At 37.3% G+C, this 23,163-nt stretch carries 23 protein-coding genes and 1 pseudogene; 8 read left to right on the plus strand and 16 right to left on the minus strand.

Annotation, left to right across the window (positions count from 1 at the left end):
- Positions 1-9: 9 nt before the first annotated feature.
- Entirely contained in the window at positions 10-654 is a 645-nt protein-coding gene (locus ABC371_RS19465) for a DUF3993 domain-containing protein (RefSeq protein WP_412898300.1), read from the minus strand.
- A 235-nt stretch (positions 655-889) separates the two neighbouring features.
- Positions 890-1,654 carry a 2,4-dienoyl-CoA reductase gene (gene fadH, locus ABC371_RS19470; protein ID WP_412898301.1) on the minus strand — a complete coding sequence of 255 codons (765 nt, stop codon included), beginning with the start codon at positions 1,652-1,654 and terminating at the stop codon, positions 890-892.
- Between the two features lie 147 nt (positions 1,655-1,801).
- On the opposite strand from fadH, the gene ABC371_RS19475 reads away from it, so the two are divergent.
- Positions 1,802-2,665: a metallophosphoesterase gene (locus ABC371_RS19475; protein ID WP_412898302.1), complete on the plus strand. Its 864-nt coding sequence runs from the start codon at positions 1,802-1,804 to the stop codon at positions 2,663-2,665.
- Between the two features lie 40 nt (positions 2,666-2,705).
- On the opposite strand, the gene ABC371_RS19480 is transcribed toward ABC371_RS19475, so the two are convergent.
- Positions 2,706-4,427 (minus strand): sensor domain-containing protein, encoded by a 1,722-nt coding sequence (locus ABC371_RS19480; protein WP_412898303.1) that lies wholly within the window; start codon positions 4,425-4,427, stop codon positions 2,706-2,708.
- Positions 4,428-4,610: 183 nt separating this feature from the next.
- Between ABC371_RS19480 and ABC371_RS19485 the strand changes: the two genes are divergently transcribed.
- Entirely contained in the window at positions 4,611-5,078 is a 468-nt protein-coding gene (locus ABC371_RS19485; RefSeq protein WP_412898304.1) for a YkyB family protein, read from the plus strand.
- A gap of 36 nt (positions 5,079-5,114) precedes the next feature.
- Here the strand turns inward: ABC371_RS19485 and ABC371_RS19490 are convergent, their stop codons facing one another.
- Together ABC371_RS19490 and ABC371_RS19495 are read right to left on the minus strand one after the other, a co-directional pair.
- Positions 5,115-5,765 carry a glycoside hydrolase domain-containing protein gene (locus ABC371_RS19490; RefSeq protein ID WP_412898305.1) on the minus strand — a complete coding sequence of 217 codons (651 nt, stop codon included), beginning with the start codon at positions 5,763-5,765 and terminating at the stop codon, positions 5,115-5,117.
- A 97-nt stretch (positions 5,766-5,862) separates the two neighbouring features.
- Positions 5,863-7,131, minus strand: a complete 1,269-nt coding sequence (locus tag ABC371_RS19495) for a PLL family lectin (protein ID WP_412898306.1) — start codon at positions 7,129-7,131, stop codon at positions 5,863-5,865.
- A 293-nt stretch (positions 7,132-7,424) separates the two neighbouring features.
- Here ABC371_RS19495 and ABC371_RS19500 point away from each other — a divergent pair, with 293 nt between their 5' ends.
- Positions 7,425-7,661, plus strand: coding sequence for an IDEAL domain-containing protein (locus ABC371_RS19500; RefSeq protein ID WP_412898307.1), 237 nt, complete (start codon positions 7,425-7,427; stop codon positions 7,659-7,661).
- Between the two features lie 63 nt (positions 7,662-7,724).
- On the opposite strand, the gene ABC371_RS19505 is transcribed toward ABC371_RS19500, so the two are convergent.
- From ABC371_RS19505 to ABC371_RS19515, 3 genes are all read right to left on the minus strand, one after another.
- Positions 7,725-9,581 carry a PAS domain S-box protein gene (locus ABC371_RS19505; protein WP_412898308.1) on the minus strand — a complete coding sequence of 619 codons (1,857 nt, stop codon included), beginning with the start codon at positions 9,579-9,581 and terminating at the stop codon, positions 7,725-7,727.
- A gap of 332 nt (positions 9,582-9,913) precedes the next feature.
- Positions 9,914-10,096 (minus strand): hypothetical protein, encoded by a 183-nt coding sequence (locus tag ABC371_RS19510; protein WP_412898309.1) that lies wholly within the window; start codon positions 10,094-10,096, stop codon positions 9,914-9,916.
- A gap of 143 nt (positions 10,097-10,239) precedes the next feature.
- Positions 10,240-11,127 carry an NAD(P)-dependent oxidoreductase gene (locus tag ABC371_RS19515; RefSeq protein WP_412898310.1) on the minus strand — a complete coding sequence of 296 codons (888 nt, stop codon included), beginning with the start codon at positions 11,125-11,127 and terminating at the stop codon, positions 10,240-10,242.
- A gap of 154 nt (positions 11,128-11,281) precedes the next feature.
- Between ABC371_RS19515 and ABC371_RS19520 the strand changes: the two genes are divergently transcribed.
- Both ABC371_RS19520 and ABC371_RS19525 read left to right on the plus strand, forming a co-directional pair.
- Entirely contained in the window at positions 11,282-11,377 is a 96-nt protein-coding gene (locus tag ABC371_RS19520; RefSeq protein WP_116350760.1) for a YjcZ family sporulation protein, read from the plus strand.
- A gap of 107 nt (positions 11,378-11,484) precedes the next feature.
- Positions 11,485-11,568: pseudogene (locus tag ABC371_RS19525) on the plus strand (YjcZ family sporulation protein); the annotation flags it as partial.
- Between the two features lie 58 nt (positions 11,569-11,626).
- On the opposite strand, the gene ABC371_RS19530 reads toward ABC371_RS19525, so the two are convergent.
- Positions 11,627-11,839: a hypothetical protein gene (locus ABC371_RS19530; RefSeq protein WP_412898311.1), complete on the minus strand. Its 213-nt coding sequence runs from the start codon at positions 11,837-11,839 to the stop codon at positions 11,627-11,629.
- A 110-nt stretch (positions 11,840-11,949) separates the two neighbouring features.
- On the opposite strand from ABC371_RS19530, the gene ABC371_RS19535 reads away from it, so the two are divergent.
- Together ABC371_RS19535 and ABC371_RS19540 are read left to right on the plus strand one after the other, a co-directional pair.
- Positions 11,950-12,147, plus strand: coding sequence for a DUF5370 family protein (locus ABC371_RS19535; protein ID WP_412898312.1), 198 nt, complete (start codon positions 11,950-11,952; stop codon positions 12,145-12,147).
- A gap of 54 nt (positions 12,148-12,201) precedes the next feature.
- Positions 12,202-12,879, plus strand: a complete 678-nt coding sequence (locus tag ABC371_RS19540) for a GNAT family N-acetyltransferase (protein ID WP_412898313.1) — start codon at positions 12,202-12,204, stop codon at positions 12,877-12,879.
- Between the two features lie 38 nt (positions 12,880-12,917).
- On the opposite strand, the gene ABC371_RS19545 is transcribed toward ABC371_RS19540, so the two are convergent.
- From ABC371_RS19545 to ABC371_RS19555, 3 genes are all read right to left on the minus strand, one after another.
- Positions 12,918-14,083 (minus strand): IS3 family transposase gene (locus tag ABC371_RS19545; protein WP_412898314.1). Its coding sequence is split into 2 segments (ribosomal slippage): positions 12,918-13,801 and positions 13,801-14,083, totalling 1,167 coding nucleotides; the frame shifts between segments, so codons are not numbered across the junction.
- A gap of 102 nt (positions 14,084-14,185) precedes the next feature.
- The gene (gene ptsP, locus ABC371_RS19550; RefSeq protein ID WP_412899398.1) at positions 14,186-15,895 is read right to left on the minus strand and encodes a phosphoenolpyruvate--protein phosphotransferase; all 1,710 of its coding nucleotides are present in this window, start codon (positions 15,893-15,895) and stop codon (positions 14,186-14,188) included.
- 8 nt (positions 15,896-15,903) lie between these two features.
- On the minus strand, positions 15,904-16,170 hold the full coding sequence (locus ABC371_RS19555) for a phosphocarrier protein HPr (RefSeq protein WP_412898315.1): 267 nt from the start codon (positions 16,168-16,170) through the stop codon (positions 15,904-15,906).
- A 512-nt stretch (positions 16,171-16,682) separates the two neighbouring features.
- On the opposite strand from ABC371_RS19555, the gene ABC371_RS19560 reads away from it, so the two are divergent.
- Positions 16,683-17,480, plus strand: a complete 798-nt coding sequence (locus tag ABC371_RS19560; RefSeq protein ID WP_412898316.1) for an HAD family hydrolase — start codon at positions 16,683-16,685, stop codon at positions 17,478-17,480.
- Positions 17,481-17,518: 38 nt separating this feature from the next.
- Here the strand turns inward: ABC371_RS19560 and ABC371_RS19565 are convergent, their stop codons facing one another.
- From ABC371_RS19565 to ptsG, 4 genes are all read right to left on the minus strand, one after another.
- On the minus strand, positions 17,519-18,736 hold the full coding sequence (locus ABC371_RS19565) for a hypothetical protein (protein WP_412898317.1): 1,218 nt from the start codon (positions 18,734-18,736) through the stop codon (positions 17,519-17,521).
- On the minus strand, positions 18,726-19,916 hold the full coding sequence (locus ABC371_RS19570) for a DUF58 domain-containing protein (protein WP_412898318.1): 1,191 nt from the start codon (positions 19,914-19,916) through the stop codon (positions 18,726-18,728). The genes ABC371_RS19565 and ABC371_RS19570 overlap by 11 nt, the downstream gene beginning before the upstream one ends.
- Positions 19,916-20,866, minus strand: coding sequence for an AAA family ATPase (locus tag ABC371_RS19575; protein ID WP_412898319.1), 951 nt, complete (start codon positions 20,864-20,866; stop codon positions 19,916-19,918). The genes ABC371_RS19570 and ABC371_RS19575 overlap by 1 nt, the downstream gene beginning before the upstream one ends.
- Positions 20,867-21,066: 200 nt before the next feature.
- Positions 21,067-23,103 carry a glucose-specific PTS transporter subunit IIBC gene (ptsG, locus tag ABC371_RS19580; RefSeq protein WP_412898320.1) on the minus strand — a complete coding sequence of 679 codons (2,037 nt, stop codon included), beginning with the start codon at positions 23,101-23,103 and terminating at the stop codon, positions 21,067-21,069.
- Positions 23,104-23,163 lie beyond the last annotated feature (60 nt).

The following is a 23,163-nucleotide window of genomic DNA, read 5'->3' on the forward strand; positions in this document are numbered from 1 at the left end:
TTTAGGATTTCAAAATATTCCATTGAAGCAGCCAGCTTGTAACGGGGTGCGATTGTCCATTTCAAGCAAGGAATAAATCGTCGTTTTATACGGATTCCAAGTTAGAAACGAAGTATCCGTTTTAGCCGCTTCATTTTTCTTTTCGGTAGCCTTTTTTACAGAAGGGGGCTCATCTTCCATAGCTAGTTCAGTAATCACCCAATTTGAATTCATTTTTTCAAGCGTGATGACTTCATAATGATCTTTATACGAAACTGGTCCTGAATCGGGAGCTTTGAATAATTCATAGACGTACATTTTATTTTTTTCCTGATCAAATAGAATTTTCGTTTCGTCTGTATAGGAATAAAACGGAACAAAGTATATTGCAAAATCGGAGCCATATACAATATAGCCCTCTTCTTCCTTGATCAAGTTCTCCTCTAAAAAGGTTGCTGCATAGTCCTCATGAAAATAAGGTGCGAGAATTTGCTCTACCTCATCATATGTACGAAATTCTAATGTCAGTGAAGATTGAGCTTGAAAGGCTTCTTGTAGAAGTGTAAACACTTGTTCTTTTGATAAAGGTTGATTTGATGATGCTGTAGCCGCTGGAACAGTAACGAGTCCGAGTAAACAAATGATTATGAGTAGTAGTACGATTCGCTTGTTCAAAATATCATCCCTTCCTTGCTAGTCTTTCATTGTACAAGTACCACCATTTTAACAATTTCTCTGTTTCTGGTGTGTATGAATCGTTCGTTAAATAGTTGCATATTTTGACACAATAAACGTTATACAAACAATTCATTCAATGACCAAGTGAAAAAAAGAAAGAATTTTGACAAGAATACTACATTCTAAAAAAAGACCACAAGTTTGTGATCTTTTTTAATCATTTATGAATCTATTAAAATGGATGCTGATTTAGCCACTGACCGCCATCCATCGTAATGCACTCCCCATTCACATAGGCTGCATGATCGGACAATAAAAAATAGGCGAGTTCTGCGATTTCTTCAGGTGTTCCTAATCGTCTTAATGGCACACTTCCAAGCGTTCGTTTTGCCGCTTCTTCTGATTCCCAAAGTTTTTCCGCTCCGCCTGTTCGTTCAATCGGCCCAGGTGCAATTGCATTCACACGAATTCCATATTTACTTCCCCATTCAACCGCAAGTGTACGCGTCATGGATAACACACCCGCTTTTGCTGCTGCAGAATGAATCACCCCCGCACCAGCACCCCAAGCATATGTAGCGACCATATTAATTATACTTCCCTTGATATTCTTTTCGATCCAATACTTTCCAACTGCCGAACTGCAATAAAATGTTCCATTTAATACAATATTGATGACAGCATTCCACCCATTCACCGATAGCTTTTCAGCAGGACATATAAAGTTCCCTGCAGCATTGTTTACAAGAAAATCAATCCGACCAAATGCTTCATTGGTTATCTTAACCATATGCTCGGCATGCTCCGGCTCCCTTACATCCATCTGAACAATAAGAACTTGGTCTGGAAAGGTTTCAATTTCTTTTTTCGTCTCTTCCAATTTCTCAAGAGTCCGCCCTGTAATAACAACAAACGCCCCGGCGCTAGCAAACCTCTTTGCCATATATTTTCCCATACCACTTGATGCCCCTGTAACAATTACAACTTTCCCCTTCATCCTATCCCCTCCAAAAAGTGAATGACTATTCATTTTTTATTATACCATTTTAACATGTGTAATACATATTTAAAAATTATTTGAATATGAATATGCTACACTAGTCTCATGACTTCAAATGATTTAATAGATAGGTTGGCGGTTAGGATGTCTAAGAAATATACAAGAAGACAATTTTTAAAAAGAGCATTAGCGACTACTTCAACAGCTATTATCGCTTCTTCAATCGGGTATGGCTATGCCCGCTATATTGAACCGAGGCAGCTAGAAGTTTCGAGTCACATCATCGAGCATCCTACCATTCCGAAAAAATTCGATCAAATAAAAATAGTTCAATTTAGTGATACACATGTTGGGCACTATTTTTCTTTGAAGCAATTGAATCATATAGTCGATAAAATAAATGATCTCAAACCTGACCTACTGTTCTTTACTGGTGATTTAATGGATGAGCCTAATAAATACGCTGCTACCAATCACCTTATTCCAATTCTTGAACGATTAGAAGCACCACTTGGAAAGTTTGCCATTTACGGGAACCATGACCATGGTGGCTTTGGTTCGGAAATATATAAAAAGCTGATGGCTCAAACTGGTTTTACCCTTTTAATGAATAGCTCGGAGGAAATTTTTGTAGAGGAGTCTAAGATTACAATTGTTGGGCTAGATGATGTCATGCTTGGTCGCCCTAATTTTGAACAAGCCTTTAAGAATGTGGATTCTTCTAGTTTTACTATTTTGCTTGCGCATGAGCCGGATATTGCCGAGCGCGCTGAAGAAGTGGGAGCACATATGCAACTATCGGGTCATAGTCATGGTGGCCAAATCCAAATTCCATTTTTCGGTCCACTGATTACCCCTCCACTTGGTAGCATCTACGTTGAAGGAGATCATCTAATTGGGCCTACTAACATGTTCCTATATGTCAATCGCGGACTTGGAACAACAAGATTGCCACTACGTTTTCTTGCAAAACCCGAAATCTCTATTTTTACATTAGTTGCTACCTAGCAAAAAGAGGATGTCACTCTGACATCCTCTTTTCATTCCTCTATTTATTTTTTAGATAATGTTCAACCATTTCAGCCTCTGGAATGGGTTTACTAAAGAAATAGCCTTGTACCTTATGACAGCCCATTATTTTGAAAAAATCTACCTGTTGTTCTACTTCTACTCCCTCTGCAATAACAGAAAGACCAAGGCTTTGTGCTAAGTGAATAATTGTTGTTGTAATCGCTGCATCCTTCTCATCACGAAGCACATCCTTAACAAAGGATTGGTCAATTTTAAGCGTATCAATTGGAAGTTTCTTAATATAACTTAATGAGGAATAACCTGTTCCGAAGTCATCTACCGAAATACGCACACCAATCTCTTTTAATTCTGCGAGTGTTTGCAACGTCCTCTTTGGATCCTGCATAGCCCCTTCTGTAAGCTCAAATTCAAGGCATCCTGGATAGATTTGATTTTGTTCGATATTTTGTTGAATCATCGTCACTAATTCAGGTTGCTGGAATTGCTTCGGAGACAAATTGATTGAAATGGAAACAGATCCATACCCGCTCTCTTTCCATTGCTTTAGTTTCCGACATACCGTCTGAATAGTCCATTCTCCAATTGATAAAATAAGCCCTGTATCCTCTGCAATAGGAATAAATTCAGCTGGTGACACGAACCCGAGAACTGGATGCTTCCACCTTAATAGCGCCTCAAAGCTAGTCACTTTATCTGTACTAAGATCCAACTGTGGTTGGTAATAGACTTCAAGTTCATTTTTCTCAATTGCTTTTCTAAGTCCAGTCTCCAGTTGCATCAAGTGAGTCGTATGTTTTTGTAAATCGATGCTATAAAATTGATATAGTGACCTACCTAGTTCCTTTGCCCGATACAAGGCTGTATCAGCATTTTTTATTAGCGTATCGCCATCTCTTCCATCTGTTGGAAATATACTAATACCAATGCTAGCAGATATAAAAAACTCCTTGGATTCTAATCGGAAAGGCTTTTCAAAAGCCCTGTTCACGTTCTGAGCAAATTGCTCAGAAAGTTCTCTGGATGTGTTTGGTAGGATCATAATAAATTCGTCCCCACCTTGGCGGAACACTTTATAGCTCTTTTGACTTATAGATGCTAATCGTTTTCCAACTTCTTTTAATAAATGATCTCCAGAAACATGCCCCATTGAATCGTTAAAAAATTTAAAACGGTCAAGATCAATAAACATTAATGCTAGATTTTGATTAGTCATTTCTGCTATTTCTACTGCATTGTCTAAGTCCTTTTTTAACGAACTACGATTTGGCAACCCTGTAAGTGGATCATGATAAGCCATGTACGTTATCATTTCTTTATCGGCAACTCTAGCAGAAATATCACGTGTAACACTTACGATAAATGTAATATCACCATTATCATCAAAGATAGGCGTTAGAATAGATTCTCCATGAACGACTCTCTTGTCAGCTAAAACAACCACATCCTGAAAAGAGACCGGTTCTTTTTTCTCCATAACAGAATTGTATTGTTCATGCAGATGATCTGCAGTTTCAAATGGTAATACCTCGTGGAGTGTTTTCCCTAGACTGTCACTCGTTAATTTTGCGTGCCCCTTAGCTTCTTCATTTAAGAAAACATAGGAAAAGCTGCCGTTGTCTTCAACTTTCATGACGTATATTAAATCCTTGATATGCTTAAGGATAATTTCAAAGATGATTGCTTCAATTTTATCATCAAAACAATTATCTTTTAAGATGACATTATTCATTCTGTTCATGATACCATTCCCTATTTCGTGTAATATCTAAATCTTTCTGCATATATCGATAAAAACCTTTATTTTTCGAAGAAATATTTTAGTATATCAATTAATAATAAATGCTATGAATCGTATACATGCTATTGAATTTGTCAAAATTCACTACTACAAGTATAATAAAAGATAGAAAGGAGAGAAAGTATGAAAAAACAGGTAAATCAAACCCCGCTCGAACCAACTGTGGACAACCTTGCTCGTGCTATCTTTGTTGTGAATCGACACGCTAAAACAGCAACAAACCCTAAATTTTTATATTTACTTAAGCGAAAAGCATTAGAAAAGCTTATATTAGAAGGAAAAGCCAAAAAAAAAGGCCTTCATTTTTCCAGAAATCCGAAAAATAGCCAACAGCAATCCGACGTTTTAATTTCAGCAGGGGATTATTATTTTCACATGCCTCCTACAAAAGAAGACTTCTCACGCCTACCACACCTTGGAAAGTTGAATCAGACATATCGCAATCCAAAAACTCATCTATCACTTTCTCTAGCTAAAAGCCTTCTACAGCAATACGTTGGAATTGAAGAAAAAACGGAAAATAATCATTCACCACACAAACGAACCTACCAAAAACCCGTATTCAAAAAATTAGGAGAAAGTTATCGATAAGTCCATAGAAAAAACCAGGTGTATGTACCTGGTTTTTTAATAGAGGTAAGTTAAGGTGCGTTGATCGGCTAAATTTGTATCAATTGGGCATTCTTGCGCGTCTCTTCCATATTGCCATACCCATACATTTGCTTTGCATTTCGGTGACACTGGTCTAAAGTTGGGCGCATTTCGTTCCTTCGACACCCCGGGCTCAGGTTCAGCACTCCATAATATGGTTTGTACCGCAACCTGCTTATTTTTTCGAACAGCTTCACAATACGCATTGGAAAAATCGCCTTCGACTGGATCATGGTAAATACCTGGACGATAGCCAGTTGGGTATATGGACTCCACCCATCCCCGAATCCACGCTTCATCTACAGCAAAAAAGCGCTCGATATTGGCAAATAGAGCAACATTATTGGGAATACCGAGACGTCTTGCATTAAATACGGCATTACGTGCAGCGAGCTGTCCTTTTTCATAACTAGTCGCATCAGAAAAAACATTGTAAATCGGCAAGACCTTAATTCCACGATTTCGTAAAAATGAAATTTCTTCTCTTGTTAAGGCGTGTGAAACATTTGGCACTTCACTCAAATATCTCCCCCAAAATTTCGGGTTTCCAAATTTACTTTTCACACATGTATATAACTCTTCATCGGCTGTTGCCGCCGAATCCACTCCCCATACATATCTTGGCATTTTCACAACTCCTTAGTGCATACAAGATCGAACACTGAACTAAATATTTTCTGCATTTGCCCTGCCACTTATAGTGGAGGATGACTGCTGAATCAAATTATGCTTTCCATTTATGAATTAGTTGATTGTTTTCTCCTCTTGCAAAGATATCAATTCGATTACGGCTCCATGAGGCAGAGGATGGTTCGGAGGTTAACGTCCCACCAAGATCTTCCCACTCACTCCAGCTACTTCCGTCCCAATTTTTCATATACAGATGATTATCTGTTCCTTTTACAAATACATCTAGATTATTAGATTTTCTTGAAGATGCAGCAGGACTTGAGGTTAATTGACCACCAAGGTCTTCCCAATTGCTCCAGCTCGAGCCATCCCAATACTTATGAAATAAAGCTCGATTCTCTCCTCTAGCAAAGACATCGATGCGATTAGGTCCCCATGATACAGCACCAGGTGCTGACGTTAGAACACCGCCTAAATCCTCCCACTCACTCCATTCCGAGCCATCCCAATATTTATGATAAAGATGGCGGTCCGAACCTCTTCCAAATACATCTAGTCGATTCTCTCCCCATGATGCTACCGCTGGTGATGACGAGAGAACTCCTCCTAAATCTTCCCATTCACTCCATGAGGAACCGTCCCAATATTTATGAATTAAATGGTTATTATCACCGCGGGCAAAAACGTCGACTCGCCCTGGCCCCCATGACACGGCAGCTGGTGATGAAGTAAGAGATCCTCCGAGATCCTCCCAATCACTCCAACTTGACCCATTCCATATCCGGTGGTAGAGGACCCGATTTCTACCTCGTACATAGACGTCTAATTGGTTCCTACCTGGTACTGTAGCCGAAGGACCAGATGTTAAGTAACCCCCAAGGTCCTCCCAATCGCTCCAACTTTTTTCAGGAGAATAGCCAATATTTTCATACGTAAGTCGAATAATCGCCTTCATTATCCGTTGAAGTACCTGATCTGGAATACGATAGGGAGCAAGCACAACAAAGATCCAATTTGCTTGGTTCCGAAAAGCTCGATAAGTCTGATTTACCTTTTGATCTAAGGAACCTGAAAATTGATTTTGCGTCATAAGTGTAAACATAACAATTTGCATCGCAATATACTGAGACATTCTTCGGTTAACATTAAATTCTGCTAATTCATCATAATGGGGTTTTACACTTTTTCGTACTTCTTTCCACACATTTTGAAACTCTTCTGTTTGTCTTTTTTGATTTTCCGGTCTGTTAGGATTTATATAATAAGCTTGTTGGTAGCCATTTACGGGATAATATGGATAATAATATTGTGGAACTGTTCGGTTATACGGATTCATTTGATATCCACCATATGGTTGATTCATAGCAGGTACCTCCCTTTTATAAAAAGTCCTCATATCATACTATGATGTAAATTAGGAAAGTAACCCATTTTTTCATATTCTCTTGCACGTATCACAACGTTTTCCAATCTAACTAAGTTCTGACATATCTAAATTTTCTAAAAAATACTTTACTTTTTACCGTTTTCCCTTCATAATAGAAAGACAACTAGATGATGCAATAGTTTCCTAAAATAGCCAGAATCTAGTGGCGCTTATAAGTAAACCAACGTTTTTTTACAAATAAGCGAAAAATAAAAAGGAGTGATTACGTAATGGACCATTTTAACAAAGAGCAAAAAAATGAAGTAGTTGTTATATCTCAAACGCCTGATGAAGAAATGTATGAGAAAGTAGCAGAAATGGTTCTCATCCAATCACAGGCCTCCTTTAAGAAAAAGCAATTGCTTAAACAAATTGACGAATCACTAATTAATCGAGATGAATCATTATTTATGAAACTCACAAAACAATATAATATGTTACTGTCCCAACATCATTTTTTACAATAAACAATAGGCTAGTGCAAAATGCACTAGCCATTTCTTTTGAAAAAAACGGTGTAGCCCTGAGCGCTACACCGTTTCGTTTGTCCGTGGAAGCTTTATTTTAAAGGTTGTGCCTTCGTTTTCTTTACTATCTACCGTAATTTCTCCATTATGGTTTTCGATAATATTATAGCTTACCATTAGCCCAAGGCCTGTTCCCTTATCTTTCGTTGTATAAAAAGGCTCCCCAATTCTATCAAGGATAGACTTTGGAATTCCACACCCCTCATCAATAAATAAGATATAGATGGAGTCATTTGTAACCCTTGTGCGAATATTGATTGTTCCGCCGTTTTCCATCGCATCTATAGCATTCTTAATAAGATTGATGAACACTTGCTTAATCTGATTCTCATCACAGGTAATAATCGAATTTTGATTCACAAAATCAATATTGATTTGAATATTTTGGAGAATGGCCTGTGTCTCTAGAAGTGTCACAACATCACGCAAAATTGTCCGGATATCCTTATTTTTGAATTTTATTTCAGACGGCTTCGCCAATAACAAAAGCTCACTTAAAATCAATTCAATTCGATTTAATTCAGAAAAAATAATGTCAAAATAATTCTGTTTTCCTTGGATTTCATCATTAAACAATTGTAAAAATCCTTTGATTGCAGTTAATGGATTTCTAATTTCATGGGCAATTCCGGCAGCAAGCTGTCCGGCAATCGATAGTTTTTCAGATTTTATCATTAATTCTTCTGCTTTTATTCGGTCAGAAATATCACGAATAATGACTTGAACCGCTGCTTCCCCGAAATAAGTTGTTGGTATTCCAATTAGTTCTGTATAAATTTGCTTTCCTTGAAATGTATACCATGATTGTTTACTAAAATTAACTTCCTTCTTTTCAGAATTTACAATTCCGATAAATTCTCTGACTTGATCATGATTTTCTGGATGAAGAAAGGTATAAATATTTTTCCCTAACATTTCTGTATAGCTGTTAGCCCCAAACATTTTTACACCTGAGTCATTGATAAACACCCAGTTATTTTGATAAATCACAGCAATGGTATCAATTGAATTTTGAATAATTCGTTGGTAGCGTTCACGGCTTCTATGGATAATGTCGTGGAATGACTTACGTGATGAGATATCATGCAAAACGATATACTCATAGATCTCATCATGGATATAGATTGGAACTTCCTTCACTTCTAGATAGATTTTTTCGTTGTTTTGTTTCAACCATTTTTGTTCGATTATACCTAAACGAAAGCCACTCTGGAGCTGCTCAATTCGTTTACCCACCACTTCGTGGAATTCTTCGTCTATAAACTGATAAATTGCGTTCCCAATAACCTCATCAGGTTGTTGGATTTCTAATAAGGATGCTGCTTCCCTGTTCAAATACACAATTTGACCTAATTTTGCAATAATGATCGGAAATGGAGCTTCATCTATTAATATCGGTGCATCAACTAACCTAGTAATCGGGAAAGACTTATCCGGAAAAAGCGACGATAACAACGTATTAGAGCTGTTCTCCTCAAAAATGCAGTCATTTGTGGGATCCACTAACACGTTCATTTTTAAAAGTATTTCTTCATATTCGAAAGACGTGGTGTCAAAGATAGGCTCAACAATTGTTTCAAACCAGATAATATCATTATTTGTTTTCAACACTCTTAGTGCACAGGCTGATCGTTGTTGTTTATTGAAAAAATAACTTTCAAGCATGAAACGGTCATCTTTATGTATGATATTTTTAATTGAAGTTCCAATTAACATATCCTTTTTGTAGCCTAATATATCTTCACAGTTGCTAGAAATATAAAGAATTTGACCATTTACAGTCACTGTTAATATGAGATTAACAGATGAAGATGTTGCTGATACATGTTCCGGAGCACTTTGTGAATTTCCTGTTCTCATCTATTGAACCCCCACCTCTCTATCGCTTATTTTGGTCGTAATGGCTAATCATGTATATGAATTTAGAAGTATTCTTTTATGTACTTTTGGTAGGTGTAACCATTTTTTTACTATACTATTACATTAAGTTAGGGGCTTATTCATATCCATAGGTAGAAAGACCTGTTTTAATGTTATTATAAAGAAAATTCAGCAAAATTCCCAATGTTTTTTGGAGATGGTCAAAATGCAAAAATCTAAGCGTGAAGTGACCTAGATTTACGTTTATTTATGATTGATGGCGTAAAAAAATTCGACAAGTACATATACTTGTCGAATTTAGTAGATGGGAATTAAAGTCCACCTTCGTATTTTCCATCGTTTTTAGACGCCTTTTCTTTCTTCGCTTTTTTCTTGTGTGCTTTGTTTGCAGCAGCACTACCCATCTCTTTCCCGAATTCCGTATCCGTTACAGCCGAATCGAATCCTTTTTTGTTCTTTTGTTCGGGATCATTCTTTTTATTTCGTTTTGCCATAAGAAAGTGCACCTCCTTAGAGATTATCATCATTATTTTCTTCTCCAAGAGGTTTTCTATACTAAAATAGGCATGTGGTTGGACATTTTATGTAATGCCAAATGTATTTTAGCTGCAATTTTGATAACAGCTCCCACGAACCTTTATTCCCAGAGCTTGAAGATGGCTTGTGTACCGCTGTTTTCTTCCCCTTTTTCGGCTAATTCGTCGTACATTTGTTTGGCAAGCTCTAGACCTGGTGTTTTCATTCCCATTGCTTCTGCCTCTTCAAGAGCGATTCCCATGTCTTTAATAAAATGCTTAATAAAGAAACCAGGTTCAAAATTGCCAGCAATCATGCGAGGAGCAAGGTTGCTTAGGGACCAACTTCCAGCGGCACCTGTTGAAATGCTTTTTAATACTGTTTCAGGATCAAGTCCAGATTTTTTCGCATAGACCATCGCTTCCGCAACACCAATCATATTTGATGCAATCGCAATTTGATTACACATTTTTGTATGTTGGCCAGAACCAGCTTGTCCTTGGTACACGATGTTTTGTCCCATTATTTCAAGAAGTGGCTTGCATGCTTCAAATACATCGTGATCGCCACCTACCATTATGGCCAGTCTTGCTTTTTTTGCACCGACATCTCCACCTGAGACAGGGGCGTCTAAGGAATACATGCTTTTTTGTTTTGCAGCCTCATATATTTTAATTGCTAAAGAAGGAGTCGAGGTTGTCATATCAATAAAATAAGTTCCCTCGTTTGCATGTGCCAAAAGCCCGTTTTCACCTAGGTAGACCTCCTCCACATCATATGGATATCCTACCATTGTAATGACGATATTTGCTTCTTGAGCGACTTCTGCTACTGACTGCTTCCAAACGGCGCCTTGTTCAACAAGTTCAAGTGCTTTTTCCTTCGTACGTGTATAGACGAGAACCTTATATCCTTTTGAGAGGATATGGCCAGCCATGCTTTTCCCCATGACACCTGTTCCAATAAATCCAATTACCGTGTTTTGATGTAAGACATTTTTATGTACCATTAGTTAAACTCCCTCATTTTTTTATTTTCATCATATCATATTTTAAAATATACCAAGACTGAAAAAAAAATCTAGGAAAATTGGGGATTTGTACCTTACATACTCTGTGCATTTTCCATAGGATATAACAAACAGATACATGGAGGTGTTCTAAATGAGTGGTGGAGTAGGATATGGAACAGGTTTTGCTTTGCTTGTCGTATTGTTCATTTTATTGGTTATAGTAGGATCTGCTTATGTAGGATGGTAATTCTTTAAGTAAATTAAAGGTTAATTATAAAATAGAAAGGGAGATGTGTTATGGGATTTGGATACGGATACCCAGGATATGGTTACGGTGGATGTGGCTACGGTTATGGAGGCTACGGCTTCCGCGGAGGCTTTGCGTTGATTGTTGTACTATTTATCCTTCTAATCATCGTTGGAGCTGCTTGGTGCTAAGAACACCATTACCAATAAGAAAGCCAGCAACTATTGATGGTTGCTGGCCTTCTTCATGTCATTTTTCTTCAAGTAGATCCTGAAACTTTTTCATTTCCTTATCAACTTTTGGCTTTATATGATAAGGATTTTTCGGTTGGGCCATGTTTTCGGGGTTCACATCAGATCTAATTCCTATTTTATTTCCTGCCATATCATCATTGATAATTCCCTCATATTTCCCATCAAAATGTGGGTCACGTGCATGATAATCTCGATCATTGTCTGGCATAGATAATACCTCCTTATCATTAAATTGGGTTATTTTTTCAAAAATATGTACTTTTTATTCAACAATAAGAAACAATAAGAACATGATGAAAGTTTAGAGGAGCGATGATAATGGGTGCAATTGATCGTGAAGGCTATCGGTTTGAAACAGAATTTAGTGTGATTAGTCAAAAAGGTGCGGTTCATGTATATCGTAATGGTGAATTTATCAAGGAATTGACTTTCTCTTTTACAGGAGAACAGCCCGAGCCTAGCTTAATTGAAGAAGTAGTAGATGAGTTTTTTGAAACGAACAAAAAATACAAATAATTTTCCTTCTCATTACACGATTTGTAACGTAAAATGTGTTTTGAGGTGAATAGCATGTTTCAAAAAGAAGTGTATGTGTTTGATAAAAACAATCCGAAAAAGTGCGTGATTCGAAATTATCGTGAAACAGATTTTGATGCCTTAATTCAAGTTCAACGGGAAAGCTTTCCCCCACCATTTCCTTCTGAATTATGGTGGAATCAAGAACAATTACATAATCATGTAACGTTATTTCCTGAAGGTGCTCTTTGCGTTGAAATGGATGGGAAAATTTGCGGGTCCATGACAGGACTAATTGTTCAGTTTGATCCTAGCCATCCGAAGCATACATGGGAAGAGATCACGGATAATGGCTATATACGAAATCATAGCCACAAGGGAAATACATTATATATTGTAGATATTTGTGTGAGTCCAGCATACCGAAAATATGGGCTAGGTAAATGGCTCATGCAATCGATGTATGAGGTTGTTGTGCATTTAAAGTTAGAACGATTATTAGGCGGTGGCCGAATTTCCGGGTACTCCAAACACGCCTTGGAATGGAGTGCGGAGAAATACATTGAAAAAGTAATGACAGGTGAATTAATAGACCCTGTGATAACCTTTCTCCTCCGTTGTGGACGTACGCCGCTCCAGTTAATTCAAAACTACCTCGAAGACGAAGAATCCTGTAATTATGGATTATTAATGGAGTGGAAAAACCCATTTCACGAGAAAAAACGAGCCTAATGAACTGACCTAGTGATTTGAGACAACAGAAAAAACACCTAAGCTACCTGTTTCCTATATTCAATTGGGGACAGGTAGTTTAATTTTGCCTGAAGTCGGATTTGATTGTAATAATAGATGAAATTCTCTACTTTTTCCACTACAATAGGATTTGTAAGGTACTCTCGTGGCTGAGAGTAGAATTCTTCCGACTTTAATGTGGAATGGAAGGATTCAATGACGGCGTTATCCAAGCAGTTGCCTTTCCGAGACATGCTTGTGATAATGCCTTTTTCTTTGGCTAAATTCTGGAATGCATAGGACGTATACTGTGCCCCTTGATCACTATGTAGTATTACTCCTTCTACGTTCTGATTCTTAACAGCGTCTCTTAAAGTGTCTAGTACAAGGGTTACATCTTGGTTCAAACTAATTCGGTAAGCAATTATCTCATTGTTGTAAAGGTCCATGATGCTCGAAAGGTACATCATTGATTGTCCAAATGGAAGATATGTTATATCTGTCACCCATTTTTCATTCGGCTTAGATGCTTTAAAATCACGCTCCAAACGATTAGGAACAACTATGTTGCTTTCACCTGCAAACTTTACTTTTCTCTTTGGTTTTACTCTACATTGGAGATTATATTTCTGCATTATTCTTTGTACAGTATTTCGGTTAACTTTTACATTATAATCTTTTTTAAGCCAAGCTTTAACAGTTCGATATCCAACTCGAAACTTATGATTATTACAAATTTCTATGATTTGAAGATCTAATTCTCTGATTTTACGGGCTCCTTGTTTTTTCCAGCGGTAATAGGTGGCACGTGGAACGCCTATATAATCACAAATGGTAGAAATGGTATATTTACTTTTTAATTCCTCCACAAGTTCTAAAACAACCTCTGGTACCAACTCCTTTCGATTTCCTTGTACTTTTTTAAAATTTCGAGGTGAATCTGCAAATGCTGGTTTTCTCTTCTTAGCTGCTCCATTTCGGTTAATTCCTCTGGGCCTTTCCCAAAGCTATACTGTTTGCCGATTGGTTGTGAAAAGCGATACATTTCCCCTTTTCTGTACCACATCATCCATATCCTTATCTGAGAGTCATTTACAATACCCAATTCCTCCATAATTTCACGATTCGAATATTGTCCTGACATTTTCATTTCAATTGCTTTCATTTTTGTCTCATATGAGTAAAAATTCTTAGTTCTCCCCATAAGAAAAACACCTCCTACATGTCATATTTATAAATACGACTTGAGGGGTGTTTTTTCCTTTGTCTCATTTAATTAGGTCTCTCCATAAGACTCGTTTTTTCTTTAGTTCATATAGTTTGCTTTAATAAACTCAACCACTTCTGCAGTTGTGCTCATGGATAAAATCTTTTCTTTATTGCTTGCAATTTCAACTTTTGAAAGCTTTTTAATTTGAGTACGTGCTGGTAATATGGATGTCGCACTCATACTAAATTCATCTAATCCAAGACCTAGAAGGATTGGAATCGCAATTGTGTCACCGGCCATTTCTCCACACATTCCTGCCCACTTGCCTTCTTTATGTGCTGCTTCAATAACCATTGAAACAAGGCGTAGGATTGAAGGTGAATATGGCTGATAAAGGTATGACACACGCTCATTCATTCGATCTGCAGCCATTGTGTATTGAATTAAATCATTTGTTCCAATACTAAAGAAGTCAACTTCTTTTGCAAACTGATCAGCTAATACAGCAGTAGACGGAATTTCAACCATGATACCAATTTCAATGGAATCAGAAACAGCTGTTCCACTTGCCACAAGCTTTTCTTTTTCTTCCATTAAAATGGCTTTTGCTTGTCTAAACTCATCAAGTGTAGCGATCATTGGGAACATAATCTTTAGGTTACCAAATGTACTTGCACGAAGTAATGCACGTAGCTGTGTACGGAAAATATCTTGTTCCTCTAAGCAAAGACGAATCGCTCTAAAGCCAAGAAATGGATTAAGTTCTTTTGGTAAATTCAAATATGGAAGTTCTTTGTCTCCACCAATGTCTAGTGTACGAACGACAACAGGCTTGCCTTCCATTTTTTCAAGCACAGTTTTATATGCATCGAACTGCTCTTCTTCAGTAGGAAGCTGGTCACGACCCATGTATAAAAATTCTGTACGATAAAGTCCGATTGCTTCTCCACCGTTTTCAAGAACACCTTTCACATCTTCTGGAGTTCCGATATTAGCCGCAAGTTCAACATGCTCGCCATCACTTGTAACGGTTTTTTCATTTTTTAATTTAGCCCATTCAGCCTTTTGAGCTTCATATTGTTCTTTCTTTTGACGGTACTGGGCTAAAACCTCTTCAGATGGATCAACGATAACATCACCATCAAGCCCATCGACAATCACCATAACCCCATTTTGAATAGTTGAGGTAACAGCCTTTGTTCCAACAACAGCCGGAATTTCCATCGATCTTGCCATGATAGCAGAATGAGAGGTACGACCTCCAATATCAGTTGTGAATCCTTTTACATATTTACGATTTAATTGAGCAGTATCTGATGGAGTTAAGTCTTCCGCGATAATGATTACTTCTTCTGAGATCATACTTGGATTCGAGATTGTAACTCCTAGCAAATGCGCAAGTACACGTTTTGTGACATCACGAATATCAGCAGCACGTTCTGCCATATATTCATTATCCATGCCTTCAAACATTGTAATGAACATGTTTGCAACTTCTTGCAATGCAAATTCAGCATTTACACTATCAGAACTGATTTTATCTGTAATCGGATTAAGGAGCTCTGGGTCACTTAATACGAGTAGGTGAGCGGAAAAGATGGCTGCTTTGTCTTCCCCAAGTTCTTCATTTGCACGATTTTTAATCACTTCTAATTCATCTTTTGATTGATTGATTGCGTCCTCAAATCGTTTTATTTCAGCATCTTTATCACTGATTGTTTGTTTTTCAACTGTTAAATCAGGATGCTCTAACCTAAAGCTTTTTGCAATAGCAATTCCAGCAGAAGCAGCAATACCTTTAATCATACTAGACATTATTCACCAAGTCCTTCATTCGCCATGATTTCTGTTAAAGTAGCGATCGCTTCTGCCTCGTCAGAACCTTGAGCAACGATTTTCACTTCAGCACCTTGGCCAATCCCAAGAGACATAACTCCCATAATAGATTTAAGGTTAACAGACTTTCCGTTATACTCTAATTGAATATCCGAATTATATTTACTAGCTGCCTGTACTAATACTGTCGCTGGGCGCGCATGAATTCCTGATTCACTTGTAACTTTAAATGTTTTTTCTGCCATGGATTATTTCCCCTTTTCAATTATTTAAGAATCAAAATGATTACTTGTAGTATTTGTTCGTTTTCGATAGATATGTAAAGAAAGAGTCGCATGTATGTGCCACGTCAAAAAAATGAAAAGGCACGAGAAAGACAATAAAACACTAGGAGAAGATATAACCCTTCCCTTATAGCATTTTCTATTTCTTTACTCATGCCTGATCGAATCAGTAACACGTAAATGCGAAATGTATGTAAAATGTAAATTTGAAAAATCGAATAATTAGCACTTTGCTTTACAATCTAACCACTTACAAAAGAAGTATAGCATAGACAACAAATTTTTTTCAACAATTTGCCCCATAATCCGACAACAATAAAAATTGAGAATCTTTTTCATTTACTAAATATATGATTTTACAAGTATGATTTTTTACAAAATCAAAATCTTAGGGATACCAGTCCTTAACGTTTATCATGTATAATAAGCAAATATTGTATTTTATTTACATACTATAGTTGGAGGTGTTTTCATTGATCAAACTAATTGTGAGTGACTTAGACGGAACACTATTACAGGAAAATAATACAGTTAAATCTGAGGACGCCGAAGCCTTAAAACAGGCATTACAAGAAGGACTTCAAATCAGTATTGCGACAGGTAGAATGGATACTGAAATAAAAGAAGTATTAAAATCGATTGGGCAGAAATTTCATCGAATTAGTCAAAATGGTGCTTTTGCATCGACGATTGATGAGAATTCTATTTTTTCTCGTACTTTTACAACAGAAATAGCTGAAAATATTTATAAAAGAGTATTAGACCCTAAATTCGTTACGATTGTTTGTAGCTTTGATACAAATTTCACACACGAAAGCAATGAGTATGTGGATGATATTCAAAAAAGAATGTTCCACCCCATCATCATTGACCCAGAAATCGGTTCGAAATTTAGCGATGTCAAACCATCAAAGATTACATTGATCGGCTTAGAAAATGAAATTTTTGACATGTATGAAAAGCTTTCAAATGAATTTAAGGATATGATTGATTTATTCATTTCTGAAAAACATGTTCTAGATATCATGCCTAAGGAAATCAGTAAAGGAAATGCGATTAAAAAGCTACTAAATGAGATTTCTTTAAAACCCGAGGAAATGGCCTGTATCGGAGATTCTTTTAATGATATCCCCATGTTTCGTATAACGCCTTATAGCTTTGTGATGTCTACAGCACATGATGATGTAAAAAAAGAAGCGAATTACGAGGTTGAATCAGTTGCTGAAGCAGTTGAGATGATTTTAAAACAAAATAGTAAACAATTGGTTTGATCGAAAAAAAGAACCTGAATGGAACGTCAGGTTCTTTTTCACTTTTGCTTTTTTACGTTTTTTATTTTTGCTTTTATTTTTTTCGCCATTTCCTCGCAAGCCGCGTTTTCATCATCATTCAGTTCATCGTCTCCATATCTTACTCTTTCGTAGAGTTCAACAAGACGAGAATCAAGGATTTGGTTTCGCATTAGCCATTCTGTCACACTTTCATAATGATAGCGTCCTAGATTGTTCTGAGCTGAAAGGACCTCCAATTCAAGAATAAGCCTTCTAACCTTGGCCTGTGGCGTTTGTCTTCTCGGCCTTCTCCACTTTGAAACAGGTACCGAAATCCCTTCAGTGATTGTTGCATATTGATAGCCATCTCCCACCACAGCTGCCTCTTTTACAAATCTCTTTCTAGCTAATAAGAAGAGGATCACCGCTAAAATGAGCATCCCTAAAATCGATAAATAAAACCAGATATCAAAACTTCCTAGCATTTCTAATAACGGATTTTTCTTTTCCGTTTCGTCCCAGTTTAAGGAACCAACACTTTCACCACGAGACCCTCTAAATGAATCAATATCTTCAACTGCATCAAAAAGCGGCTTTGAGACCCAATACATGCCAGTCCCAATAATCGTTGAAACAAAGGACAAACCCTTCACAAAAAGAAATGGAAAAATGACCGCAACACCAATTGCACCTACAAAAAGACCACTAAATAAACCGAAAACAGACCATGAGCCTTTTTTCGAGGCCATATCTTTCATGACAAGTGAACTCGTACTTACACTGTTTAAGATTTTACCTATCATGAAGAACATCAATTGCGTCACAAGTAAATACAACACAAGATCACTATGGATATACCCTTGAACTTTTGCCGCAAAATACGTGAGTCCACCAAAAAGCAAGCTACCATTTAAGATAAATCCTTCAGTCAGCTTCGGATTTTTATGAAAATGAACAATCATTCGGTAACAAACGATAGCCGCAAGAACTAGACTCTGACCAAAAGACATTCCGATTTCACTGCCAACAAGAGCAAGCAATGGAACAACCACCATAATAAATACATACGGAGTGTTTGATTTCATCAGCGATAACAAGAACGCAATCACCAATGCTCCAACACCTGTAATAAATAGAAATGGTAGAATTGGTGGCAGCTGCTCTGTGTGAATATATAACAACATGAATAAAATATAGAGAAGGATCACTTCCATTACGTATTGGTAGGACTTAAGTAAAGATTGACTAAATCGCAAATGAATCCCCCCTCTTCACTGAAGAGGAAGCTTTCTGTAAATAAATCGCATCCTCATTTTCGATTACCTTAAAACAATCGACACCCTTTCTTGCAAGGCTTCGTAAAATCAACTGCTCATTTTCTTCCATTTCTCCTAACACAATCATATAAGGTGATAGTTGCTGTTGTCTTGTAATGGCATGAATCATGTAATGAAACGGAATTGTCACACTATGCTTACTGAGCCTCGCAATCAATTCGAGTGATTTTGCTAAATGCTCCTTCCCTACTCCAAGAGGCAGATGGATATATGGTGTTTTACCGGCTCTTCTCACATTGACAAAAATCTCAAAAGGAATATTTTTTACGGTTGCTGTTTCGAGCAAAAACGTTAACCCGCTTAAATATTGCTCCAGTTTTCGTTCACGAACATTGATAATAATCGTCCATGAAAACTGAGCCGTTTTATCAAATAGTTTTGTTTGTAATTGATTTGTACGTGCGCTCGCCTTCCAGTGAACTCTATTAAATGGATCAGTAGGTACATAACTCCTCGTCCCAACAATCGCTGTCATGTCTTCAAAAAACGAATTTCGGATTGGGTACTCCCCTTGATTTTTCGGAACGATTTTTTCAATTCCCCCTACTGTTTCAGGTGAAGAATAAATAATCGTTTCAAAGCTAACCGGCTTCAAAAAGTGAAGATACGCCTCACCAAAGCCAAATAAATGTGGAATTCTTATCTCAAGTGTACGAATTTTCGCAACTCCCCTTTGCTTCCCTTCAAATGGAAGTTTTGTCGTAAAGGCCTGACGTCCGAAAAGAGTAAGGGGTAGAGTTAGTTCAATCTGTTCCGTTTCTAGTACTTTTCTTTCATTCTTAAAACCGACAACATGATCGATCGTCATCCGAATGTGACCATTAAAGATTGGTAATCGTCCCTCTTGTCTTAATGTAAGAGAAAAATCACTCTCTTCACCTTTAAAGAGTTTGACAGTTTCTTTATCAACAGAAACCGTTATTTTATTTCCAACATGCTTTAAGTAATATTTGTTTAGAAAGACAAATAAAAGGAATAGTACCCCAACAAACACAAGTAAAAAAACCTGGGAAAGGATCCCCACTACTATAAATGTGGAAGAAAGAAACATCATGTAGGACATTTCATTTCCAATTGATATTTGCCGTTGCCAGTTCATTACTTAACAGCTCCAGCTTCTACCGGAACGGAAACTGTTGAAAGCAACTCCTGAACGATTTGGCGATTCGTCTTCTTCAATGATCCCTCCATCGTAAGTACAAGTCGGTGTGCTATCACATATGGAGCCATAAACTTAATATCCTCTGGAGTCACAAACATACGTCCTTCTAAATACGCCTTACCTTGGGCAGCTTTCATCAACGCTAGTGTCCCCCTTGGGCTTACTCCAACTTCGACATCTGCATGCTTTCTAGTGGCATGAACGATTCGTAATAAATAATCCTCAACTTCATCAGAAAGTCTTACTTGCCCGACTTCAGCTTGCATGGCTTGAATCTCTTCTTTTGTAAGAACCTCAAAAATTTCCTCGATCGGGTTGCTTTGTCGATACGTCCTCATGATTTGCCTTTCCTCTTCAAAGCTTGGATAGCCAAGATCAATTTGTACAAAGAATCGGTCCATTTGGGCCTCTGGAAGTGGAAAAGTTCCCTGTTGTGACTCGATTGGGTTTTGTGTTGCGATTACGACAAATGGTGAAGGTAGTTTTAATGTTTCCCCATCAATCGTTACCTGTCGTTCCTCCATGACCTCTAGCAAACTTGATTGCGTCCTTGGAGTCGCACGGTTAATCTCATCAGCTAAGAGGATATTGGTCATAACCGGACCTGGACGAAGCTGAAATTCTTGCTCCTTCGGGTTAAAAAATTGAATCCCGGTAATATCACTTGGAAGCACATCTGGAGTAAATTGAATGCGCTTAAAATTTCCACTAATCGATTTTGCAAAACTTTTCGCAAGCATTGTCTTGCCTGTTCCAGGAACACTCTCTAGTAAAATATGACCTTTATTAATGAGAGAATTTAGGACTAACTCAATCACATCATCCTTTCCGATGATAACTTTCCCAATATTCTCTTTGATTTTTAACACATTCTCTTTTACAGACATAAGCGCCCCCCGTATTCACTAAAATATGTAATTCTATGATAATTTAAATTTATCAAAAATATAGATATATTCCAACATAATTATTCTGCAGTGCTTGGAATTTATTAAAAAAAGAGAGTCATGAACTCTCCTTCTAACAAACGATAAATAAAAACAGACAGACCCACAAAATTCCCTATGGTCTGTCTGTTTTATTTTAGTTATCCTTTTGTAATCTCGATGATATTTTCTTCAGAGAGATTAATATTTCCTTGCTTTTTATGAACAATCTTTTCTCCTTCTGCAAGGTTTGTAAATACGATTGGAGTAATAATTGAGGTTGCATTTTCCTTAATATAATCTAAATCAACTTTTAAAAGCTGTTGGCCTTTTTCGACCTTATCATTTTCACTCACAAATAGTTCAAAGCCTTGTCCTTTTAGACTAACCGTATCAATCCCAACATGAATAAGAATTTCACGACCTGAATCAGATAGAATACCAATCGCATGTTTTGTTGGAAACACGTTGATAATTTTTCCATTAACAGGTGAAGCAATTACACCTTCTGATGGAATAATTGCAAAGCCATCACCCATCATTTTACCAGAAAATACGGCATCAGGAACTTCAGTAATTGGTTTTAATTCACCTTTAATTGGTGAAACAAATTGATCTTCACCCTGATGTTCATTACCCAATATATCTGTTTCCATTTCTTCAGTCCGGCCCGTTTCTACTTCACGGGGCTTTTTCCCGCTCATAACATCTTGCATTTGACTTTTAATGATTTCAGAGCGTGGACCAAAGATTGCCTGAATATTATTTCCAACTTCAAGCACACCAGCCGCTCCTAGTTTTTTCAACTCATCCTTATCAACATTCTTAATATCATTTACAGAAACACGAAGTCGAGTAATACACGCATCTAGATGGGCAATATTTTCTTGTCCGCCCATTGCATGTAGGATGTTAAAAGCGAGATCTCCAGCCTTCCCTTCCTTATCCTCTTCACCTTTTGCTACTTCACGTCCAGGTGTCATGAGATTAAATTTACTAATTGCAAAACGGAAGATAACATAGTAGATAACTGCAAAAACAAGACCTACTAATATCGCAATCCACCAAGGCTCTCTACCAGGCAATATACCAAATAAGAAAAAGTCAATTCCTCCACCTGAGAAGGTATAGCCTATATTAACACTCAAAGCTGTCATTAAAACAAAAGATAATCCATCCAAGACTGCGTGAATTAAGAATAGAATTGGAGACACAAACATAAATGAAAATTCAAGTGGCTCTGTGATACCTGTTAAAAACGATGTTAGGGCACCTGAACCTAATAAACCGGCTACAAGTTTTTTATTTTCTGGACGTGCAGCATGATACATCGCAAGTGCAGCAGCCGGTAAACCAAACATCATAATTGGAAATTCACCAGCCATAAAGTTACCAGCCGTAATATCTACCCCATCTTTCAATTGGGCAAAGAAGATTGTCATATCTCCCCTAACAACTTGACCAGCTGATGTTGTATAAGAACCAAATTCGTACCAAAACGGCGCATGGAAAATATGATGTAATCCAAACGGGATCAGCAATCTTTTTATTAATCCGAAGAAAAACACAGCAAAATACGAACCTTCTTCTATTAGCCATAGAGAAGCACTATTCATTGCTTCTTGCACTGGTGGCCAAATGATTAATAATAAAAGACCAGCTATAAAAGAAAATGCGGCTGTTGCAATCGGAACAAATCGTTTACCTGCAAAGAAACCAAGAAATGAAGGCATCTCAATATCATGAAAACGATTGTAGGCAAAAGCAGCAATAAGACCCACAATAATTCCTCCAAATACACCTGTTTGCAATGTTGGAATTCCTAAAACGGACGCAAATGCGGGGTTATCAGAAAGCATTTCAGGAGTTACTCCCCGCCATGAACTCATTACCTGATTTAGAACTAAATAACCAACTAAAGCAGCAAGTGCTGCTGCACCATCACCAGCTAAGCCAATCGCTACCCCAACCGCAAAGATAAGGGCTAGATTACTAAAGACAATTCCACCTGCATCCTCCATCACTGATGCGGCGAGTTGAATCCAATCAACTTCCAGGAACGGAAGATATTGCAGCATTGTTTCTTGTTGCATAGCATTTCCTATCCCCAGTAATAGACCTGCTGCTGGTAATAGCGCTACAGGTAGCATCAGCGCTTTACCGATCTTTTGCAGGACCCCAAAAACCTGTTTAAACATTTAAAAACCCCCGATATTTTTTCATTCTCATTAAGAATTTCCAAAAAAATAAAAAAAGAC

This window comes from Bacillus jepli, from assembly GCF_047238305.1.
Lineage (GTDB): Bacteria > Bacillota > Bacilli > Bacillales > Bacillaceae_L > Ferdinandcohnia.

Bases quoted from the DNA above. Each gene is read 5' to 3' on its own strand.
- ABC371_RS19505 (WP_412898308.1), bottom strand. From the start codon at position 9,581: ATGAGAACAGGAAATTCACAAAGTGCTCCGGAACATGTATCAGCAACA.
- ABC371_RS19535 (WP_412898312.1), top strand. From the start codon at position 11,950: ATGGGTGCAATTGATCGTGAAGGCTATCGGTTTGAAACAGAATTTAGT.
- ABC371_RS19515 (WP_412898310.1), bottom strand. From the start codon at position 11,127: ATGGTACATAAAAATGTCTTACATCAAAACACGGTAATTGGATTTATT.
- ABC371_RS19495 (WP_412898306.1), bottom strand. From the start codon at position 7,131: ATGAATCAACCATATGGTGGATATCAAATGAATCCGTATAACCGAACA.
- ptsG (WP_412898320.1), bottom strand. From the start codon at position 23,103: ATGTTTAAACAGGTTTTTGGGGTCCTGCAAAAGATCGGTAAAGCGCTG.
- ABC371_RS19490 (WP_412898305.1), bottom strand. From the start codon at position 5,765: ATGCCAAGATATGTATGGGGAGTGGATTCGGCGGCAACAGCCGATGAA.
- ABC371_RS19520 (WP_116350760.1), top strand. From the start codon at position 11,282: ATGAGTGGTGGAGTAGGATATGGAACAGGTTTTGCTTTGCTTGTCGTA.
- ABC371_RS19500 (WP_412898307.1), top strand. From the start codon at position 7,425: ATGGACCATTTTAACAAAGAGCAAAAAAATGAAGTAGTTGTTATATCT.
- ABC371_RS19555 (WP_412898315.1), bottom strand. From the start codon at position 16,170: ATGGCAGAAAAAACATTTAAAGTTACAAGTGAATCAGGAATTCATGCG.
- ABC371_RS19570 (WP_412898318.1), bottom strand. From the start codon at position 19,916: ATGAACTGGCAACGGCAAATATCAATTGGAAATGAAATGTCCTACATG.
- fadH (WP_412898301.1), bottom strand. From the start codon at position 1,654: ATGAAGGGGAAAGTTGTAATTGTTACAGGGGCATCAAGTGGTATGGGA.
- ABC371_RS19575 (WP_412898319.1), bottom strand. From the start codon at position 20,866: ATGTCTGTAAAAGAGAATGTGTTAAAAATCAAAGAGAATATTGGGAAA.
- ABC371_RS19485 (WP_412898304.1), top strand. From the start codon at position 4,611: ATGAAAAAACAGGTAAATCAAACCCCGCTCGAACCAACTGTGGACAAC.
- ABC371_RS19480 (WP_412898303.1), bottom strand. From the start codon at position 4,427: ATGAACAGAATGAATAATGTCATCTTAAAAGATAATTGTTTTGATGAT.
- ABC371_RS19530 (WP_412898311.1), bottom strand. From the start codon at position 11,839: ATGCCAGACAATGATCGAGATTATCATGCACGTGACCCACATTTTGAT.
- ABC371_RS19475 (WP_412898302.1), top strand. From the start codon at position 1,802: ATGTCTAAGAAATATACAAGAAGACAATTTTTAAAAAGAGCATTAGCG.
- ABC371_RS19510 (WP_412898309.1), bottom strand. From the start codon at position 10,096: ATGGCAAAACGAAATAAAAAGAATGATCCCGAACAAAAGAACAAAAAA.
- ptsP (WP_412899398.1), bottom strand. From the start codon at position 15,895: ATGATTAAAGGTATTGCTGCTTCTGCTGGAATTGCTATTGCAAAAAGC.
- ABC371_RS19540 (WP_412898313.1), top strand. From the start codon at position 12,202: ATGTTTCAAAAAGAAGTGTATGTGTTTGATAAAAACAATCCGAAAAAG.